Origin of the sequence: Marinobacterium ramblicola, assembly GCF_019084545.1 — a bacterium.
Lineage (GTDB): Bacteria > Pseudomonadota > Gammaproteobacteria > Pseudomonadales > Balneatricaceae > Marinobacterium_D > Marinobacterium_D ramblicola.
Window position 1 is genome coordinate 20733 of sequence record NZ_JAHREP010000041.1, and the last position, 6712, is coordinate 27444.

At 56.2% G+C, this 6712-nt stretch carries 7 protein-coding genes; 6 read left to right on the plus strand and 1 reads right to left on the minus strand.

Annotated elements, in window-relative coordinates; translation table 11 throughout:
* Positions 1-9: 9 nt before the first annotated feature.
* From KQ940_RS21630 to KQ940_RS21645, 5 genes are all read left to right on the plus strand, one after another.
* Positions 10-1395 carry a sodium:solute symporter family transporter gene (locus KQ940_RS21630; protein WP_217416731.1) on the plus strand — a complete coding sequence of 462 codons (1386 nt, stop codon included), beginning with the start codon at positions 10-12 and terminating at the stop codon, positions 1393-1395.
* Between the two features lie 22 nt (positions 1396-1417).
* The gene (locus KQ940_RS21635) at positions 1418-1786 is read left to right on the plus strand and encodes a metallophosphoesterase family protein (protein WP_246590245.1); all 369 of its coding nucleotides are present in this window, start codon (positions 1418-1420) and stop codon (positions 1784-1786) included.
* Positions 1762-1953, plus strand: a complete 192-nt coding sequence (locus KQ940_RS22860; RefSeq protein ID WP_246590246.1) for a hypothetical protein — start codon at positions 1762-1764, stop codon at positions 1951-1953. Before KQ940_RS21635 ends, KQ940_RS22860 begins: the two co-directional genes overlap by 25 nt.
* Positions 1954-2121: 168 nt before the next feature.
* Entirely contained in the window at positions 2122-3219 is a 1098-nt protein-coding gene (nspC, locus tag KQ940_RS21640) for a carboxynorspermidine decarboxylase (RefSeq protein ID WP_217416732.1), read from the plus strand.
* A gap of 35 nt (positions 3220-3254) precedes the next feature.
* Positions 3255-4490, plus strand: a complete 1236-nt coding sequence (locus KQ940_RS21645) for a saccharopine dehydrogenase family protein (protein WP_217416733.1) — start codon at positions 3255-3257, stop codon at positions 4488-4490.
* A 43-nt stretch (positions 4491-4533) separates the two neighbouring features.
* Here the strand turns inward: KQ940_RS21645 and KQ940_RS21650 are convergent, their stop codons facing one another.
* A complete protein-coding gene (locus KQ940_RS21650) occupies positions 4534-5523 on the minus strand; it encodes an integron integrase (RefSeq protein ID WP_217416734.1) in 990 nt (329 codons plus the stop codon).
* 233 nt (positions 5524-5756) lie between these two features.
* On the opposite strand from KQ940_RS21650, the gene KQ940_RS21655 reads away from it, so the two are divergent.
* On the plus strand, positions 5757-6140 hold the full coding sequence (locus KQ940_RS21655; protein WP_217416735.1) for a hypothetical protein: 384 nt from the start codon (positions 5757-5759) through the stop codon (positions 6138-6140).
* The last annotated feature ends 572 nt before the right edge of the window (positions 6141-6712 follow it).

The window sequence follows — 6712 nt, forward strand, 5'->3', positions numbered from 1 at the left end:
AGTAACACCATGTCTTATCAACTCGGCGGCATCATTGCGCTGCTTGCACTCGGTTCGGTGTTGGTTGCGCGTCGGGCCAAGGGCGAGGGGGCGTTCTATCGTGGCCTCTCGGCGGATGGCGCTGCTCCCGGCCTGATCACGCTGATCTTCTCCCAGGTGACCACCTGGATCTTCGCCCGTTCGCTGATGAACGCGGCGATCCTCGGCTTCTACTACGGTATCTGGGGCACCCTGGCCTACGCGGCCTACTACCTGTCGTTTTTTGTCGGCGGGCGGATCATCGATCATCTGCGTTTCGAGCAGGGACACGAGAGTATCCAGTCCTTCCTGAACGACCGTTTCGGTGGTTGGGGCACCGCCTGCTACAACTTCGTGATCGGCGTGCGTCTGGTCAGTGAGGTGTTCGCCAATCTGCTGGTGATCGGGCTGTTGCTGGGCGAGGCGGGCAGCAACGCCTATACGCTGGCGGTCGTCGGGCTGGCGCTGGTGACGCTGGGCTACTCCATGTTCGGCGGGCTCAACGCCTCCCTGCGCACCGATCTGTTTCAGATGCTGCTGTTCATCGCCGTGCTTGCGCTGCTGTTGATCTCGGTGTTTGGTGCAGGGCTGGGTAGCGGCGAACAGCTGTTGTTCAAACCGTTTGATATCACGGAACCCGGGCCGATCCTTCTGTTGGTCGCGCTGCTGCAGGTGTGGAGCTACCCGATGCACGACCCGGTGATGATGGATCGCGGTTTTCTCGCCGACCGCGACACCACCCGCCGCAGCTTTCTGCATGCCGGATGGATCAGCGCGCTCTGCATCCTCGCGTTCGGCTCGCTCGGTGTCATCGCCGGCAGCGAAGCGGGTGATGGCGAGGCGATGAATGCGGTGCTCCAGCGTCTTCTCGGCGATACCATCATGCTGCTGTTCAGCACCGCGCTGGTGATCTCCGCCATGTCCACGCTGGACAGCACCCTGTCCAGCTCCGCCAAGCTGGTGGCGGTCGATATGGGTTGGGTTGCGCCGACGTTGAAGAACGGGCGGATCGCCATGGCCCTGTTCATGCTCGCCGGGGTGCTGCTGGTGTTCTGGGGCAACCAGGATCTGTTCAGCGCCGTGGCGGTCAGCGGCACCGCATCGATGTACCTGGCACCGGTGGTCTTCTTCAGCCTCTGGGGCAACCGCCGGGATATTCCTTTGTGGAGTTATCTGGCCAGTTTCGCGCTGGCGCTTAGTGGAGCTGTGCTCTATTTCACCGAATCGTCCGGCTATTCGGCGCTGCTCGGCGATGCCCACAAATACACCAAGCTGCTCTGGATCTCGGTGACGGTGCTGCTGCTGGGCTGCCTGTTGTTCTGGGTCGGTGGGCGCCTTCAAACTGCCGCAAGACCGATTCCGGTTGCGGTCGAGTAGAATCCGGTAAATGCAGAGTCCGATGAATAACGATGTTCTGGATCTGGGGCCGATCGATGGGCCGATACTGCTGTTCGACGGCCCCTACAGCAACCTGGCGGCGACGCGGGCGATGCGCGAGGTGGCCGAGCGCCTACAGATCCCGCCCGAGCAGTGTATCTGCACCGGCGATATCGTCGCCTACTGTGGTGAACCGTCGGAAACGCTGGAACTGATCCGCGACTGGAATCTCCTGGTGGTGATGGGCAACTGCGAGGAGTCGCTGGCGCAGTCGGCGCTGGACTGCGGCTGCGGATTCGAGCAGGGTAGCGCCTGCTCGCTGCTGTCCGACGACTGGTACCGCTTCTCGAACCCCGAGGCGACAGCGTGCAAGCCGGTTGGCATCCGCTGAGCTACCCCTTCGACACAACGGCTCGCATCATGCGCGAGCGCGGGCTCGACAACGGCTACGCGAGGGCCCTTGAAACCGGGCTTTGGCCCAGCACCGATGTGCTGCCTGGGGTGGAAAGGATGCAAGCCGGTCAGTCGATCTCCCCAATACGATTATCGATCCGCTAAACTAAACACTGCTCTTGCGCTTCCCCGCGTTCGCGACATACGGTAGTTCTTGTATATAACAGCGGCAAAAAATGCCAAAAAAACGGCAAATATCCCCCGGGGGGAATGGCCCCTGAGGTCCCCCTTCACTACAATGCGCCTTTTTTAAAATTCAGCCCGGATCGCCCCATGCTCAAGACACCCTACTATCTGATCGATAAAGCCAGTCTCAAGCGCAATATGGAGAAGATCGCCTATGTGCGCGAGCGCTCCGGCGCCAAGGCGTTGCTGGCGCTGAAATGCTTTGCCACCTGGTCCGTGTTCGACCTGATGCAGGAGTATATGGACGGCACCACATCGTCATCCCTCTTTGAGGTCAAGTTGGGCCGAGAGAAGTTCGCCGGCGAGACCCACGCCTACAGCGTGGCGTACTCCGATGAGGAGATCGACGAGGTGATCGCCAACTGCGACAAGATCATCTTCAACTCCATCGGCCAGCTGGAACGTTTCAGCGAGCAGTCCAGGGAGGTGATCCGTGGCCTGCGCGTCAACCCGCAGGTCAGCACCTCCGAGTTCATCATCGCCGACCCGGCGCGTCCGTTCAGCCGCCTGGGCGAATGGGACCCGGCCAAGATCGAAACCGTGATCGACAAGATCTCCGGTTTCATGTTCCACAACAACTGCGAGAACGCCAGCTTCGAGCGCTTCGACGAGATGCTGAACACCATCGAGGAGCGTTTTGGCCATCTGATCGCCAAGGTGGACTGGGTCAGCCTTGGCGGCGGGATCCACTTCACCGGCGAAGGCTACCCGGTCGACCGGTTCTGCGACCGTCTGCGCAGCTTCGCCGAGCAATACGGCGTGCAGGTCTACCTTGAGCCGGGCGAAGCGGCGATCACCAAGAGCACCTCGCTGGAGGTGACGGTGCTGGATACGCTGTACAACGGCAAGCATCTTGCGGTGGTCGACAGCTCCATCGAGGCGCATATGCTCGACCTGCTGATCTACCGCGAAAGCGCCAAGATGGAACCTTGTGAGGGACCGCACACCTATATGATATGCGGCAAATCCTGCCTGGCCGGCGACATCTTCGGCGAGTTCAAGTTCGAGAACGAACTGTCGGTGGGCGACCGTCTGTCGTTCAAGGACGCAGCCGGTTACACAATGGTCAAGAAAAACTGGTTTAACGGTGTGCAGATGCCGTCAATCGCCATTCGTGAGCTGGATGGCAGCATCAGGCTGGTCAGAGCCTTTGGTTATGACGATTTTGTCGGTAACCTCTCCTGACGACACTTTTTGTATATTCGACGTTGAGGAAAGTGATGAAGAAGAATGTTCTGATTATTGGTGCAGGGGGCGTGGCACAGGTTGTCGCGCATAAATGCGCCCAACACAACGATACACTGGGCAATATCGCGATCGCATCGCGCACGCAGTCAAAGTGTGAAGATATTGTGTCCAGTGTCCTCGAAAAAGGCAGTATGAAGGTACAGGGCAGTATCAAAGCCTACGCCCTAGACGCCATGGATGTCGCCGCTACGGTAGAGCTGATCAAGCAGACCGAGTCGCAGATCGTCATCAACGTCGGTACCGCTTTCCTTAACATGTCGGTGATGAGCGCCTGTATCGAAGCCAAGGTCGCCTACCTCGATACCGCGATCCATGAAGAGCCGAACAAGATCTGCGAAACGCCGCCCTGGTATGCCAACTACGAGTGGAAGCGTCGCGACGAATTCAAGAATAACGGCCTTACCGCCATCCTCGGTGTCGGATTTGACCCGGGCGTGGTCAACGCCTATGCGCGGTTGGGTTGCGATATGCTGGACTCCGTTGACTCCGTCGATATCGTCGACGTGAATGCCGGAAGCCACGGTCGCTATTTCGCCACCAACTTCGACCCCGAAATCAATTTCCGTGAATTTACCGGTACGGTCTACTCCTGGCAGAACAGCCAGTGGCAGTCCAACAAGATGTTCGAAGTCAGCCGCACCGACGATCTGCCGGTGGTGGGCGAGCAGACCACCTACCTGAGTGGCCACGATGAGGTGCATTCGCTGTCGCAGAACCTGGGTGTACCCGATGTGCGCTTCTGGATGGGCTTCGGCGAGCACTATATCAACGTCTTTACCGTGCTGCAGAACCTGGGCCTGCTCTCCGAGCAGCCGGTCACCACCGCCGAAGGGCTGGAAGTGGTGCCGCTGAAAGTGGTCAAGGCTGTGCTGCCCGATCCGTCCTCCCTGGCGCCGAACTACACCGGCAAAACCTGCATCGGTGACTTCGTCAAGGGCAAGAAGGACGGCCAGGAGAAAGAGGTCTTCATCTACAACGTGGCCGACCATAAGGACGCCTACAACGAAGTGGGCAGCCAGGGTATCTCCTACACAGCAGGCGTGCCGCCGGTCGCCGCCGCGATCCTGGTTGCCACCGGCGAGTGGGATCCGAAGACCATGGTCAACGTCGAAGAGCTGGACCCGCGTCCGTTCATCAACCTGCTCAACACCATGGGCCTGCCGACCCGCATCAAGGATGAAGAGGGCGACCGCCCGCTCTCCTTCTGATCCTTACCGCCGCCCTGTCCGGAACAGGGTGGCGGTTCCAAATCTATCCCTGAACGTTCGAGGCGAAGAGCAAACCGCTTAACGGGCTCTTCACACCCTGCGCACCCTGCTTCAATACATGAGTGTAGATCTCAGTCGTTTTCACGTCTGCATGCCCCAACTGCTGTTGAACCGTGCGGATATCCACGCCGGACTGCAGCAAATGCGTGGCGAACGAGTGACGCAGCGTGTGACATGAAACGGCCTTGCGAATTCCTGCATCTCTGGCGGCTTTTCTTACAAGCTTATTGAGGTTACTCTCATCGAAGTGGTGTCGCCGCAGGCGGCCGCTTTCAGGATCGATACTCAGGCGTGACGCAGGGAAGAGATAATGCCAGCCAAGTTCGAACGGCGCAGAGGGATATTTGCGAGCCAGCGCATCCGGCAACCAGACCCCGGCATAGTGCTCGAGCCGCTTGTCACGCGAAAAGTCCACACCGACCATCTTCACCTGTTCGCGCAAAGGCTCCAACAACTCGTCCGCCAACGTCACCAGGCGATGTTTCCCTCCCTTGCCGTTGATCACCCGAATCTGCCGATAGTCGAAATCGACATCCTTGACCCGAAGCCGTACCAGCTCGATACGGCGCAACCCAGAGCCGTACAGAAGTGCCACCATCAGCTGATGCAGGCCGTCGGTCTGGGCAAGCAATCTCGAGACTTCGTCTACCGTCAGTACAACCGGCAACTTGCGCTGCTTTTGAGAAGGGCTGTAACCGGACAGATCGCCTACCGTTTGCCCGAGAAACTTCGTCTTGAGGAAATTGATCGCATTCAGCGCCAACGCCTGAGTACTGGCAGACACATTTCGTTCCGTCACCAGAAAGGTGAGAAACTGTTTGATATCCTCGTCGTCAAGTTCGGACGGATGCCGCTTACCGTTAAACACAATGAAGTATTTGATCCAGTACAGATACGAATCGATGGTACGAGAACTGTACCGCTGAACCCGCATATACTCTTCAACGGATTTGAGAAAGGGGGATTTCGCCATGATATGTAACACCTCATCCTTGAAATGCTGTCGAAGCGTTATACCTTTTTGACAGCCGCGTGTCGAGAAGGTATACCTTTTCACAATGCTGGAGAAAACTGGGGGGAGGAAAAATGAATAGCATCAAGCCATTAAAATTACCCAGTAGAATACTGGGATAATTAAAAGGTAAACCTTATAAAAACTATTATGAGGTCGAAGACCTCATAATTGGACTGTTATAAGGCAGTGCAATGTGGAAGCATGTTTTCGCATCAAGTATTCAAGCGGCATTTGTAGGTGGGTTGGTACTGGTGTTACTTAGCTCTAGCGCGTTCGGTAGCGCTGCTGTATTTTTTGGTTTTTTCGCATTTCCTATAGCATTTTGTTGGTGCGTTATTTTTGCATATCCAATGATCAGGATTCGCCAAAAATATCGGATGCCTGAATGGTCATATTTTCTGATTTACTTAATTGCAGGGTTTGTGCTGGGGGCAATAACGCCAGTATTTGTGTTCAGTGTCTCTGTCAAAGAATTTAGTTTTCAGGCCGCGACTTTCCTAGGGCTATATGGTGTAATTGGTAGCATAAGTGCAATTACAGCTTGGAATTATATCCGTAGAAACGTCGCCTTATAACCAGGCCAGGCAGTACGCTCCGGCGCTGCGCGCCTCCGCAGGACGGCCTACGCTATGCGCTGCGCGCATAAACAGCGTAGGCCGCCTCTGCTGGCAACGTTATGAAATCCCGTCCGTTCAAGGTGATATTCGGCGGTCGGTGCAGGTTTGGTAGCGTTTTTATAGCAAGTGCCACTGCTTTCGGAGTAGTCTGAAAGCAAGGCAGTAAAAGAAGCGATGGAGTGCTTGTCGAAAAGGTGTTCTTAGCCTTTTCATCAGTGTCTCCAACATGGGCAAACCAATCCTGGTGCCATGTGCTGGCATATCGGGCTTGGCGGTAGCGTGGTCATCGGCATGGGGCCGTTTTATTCAAGGAAAGTATGATGATTAAAAATAGTCAGATCTTATCCTTTTAAAATAAGCCTTGTGCAGGAATAGGTTTTCATAACAAGGCGTTGAAAATCGTTCGCTGTGCTCACTGGGACCTCAAAAGCTTCGCTTTTTCGGCCCTTTAACTGCGGCGTTATATTTTGTCAGGAGTATAGTCGCGTGCAATGCAATGAGGAAATTTATAAAATCGCATTGGGGCACCT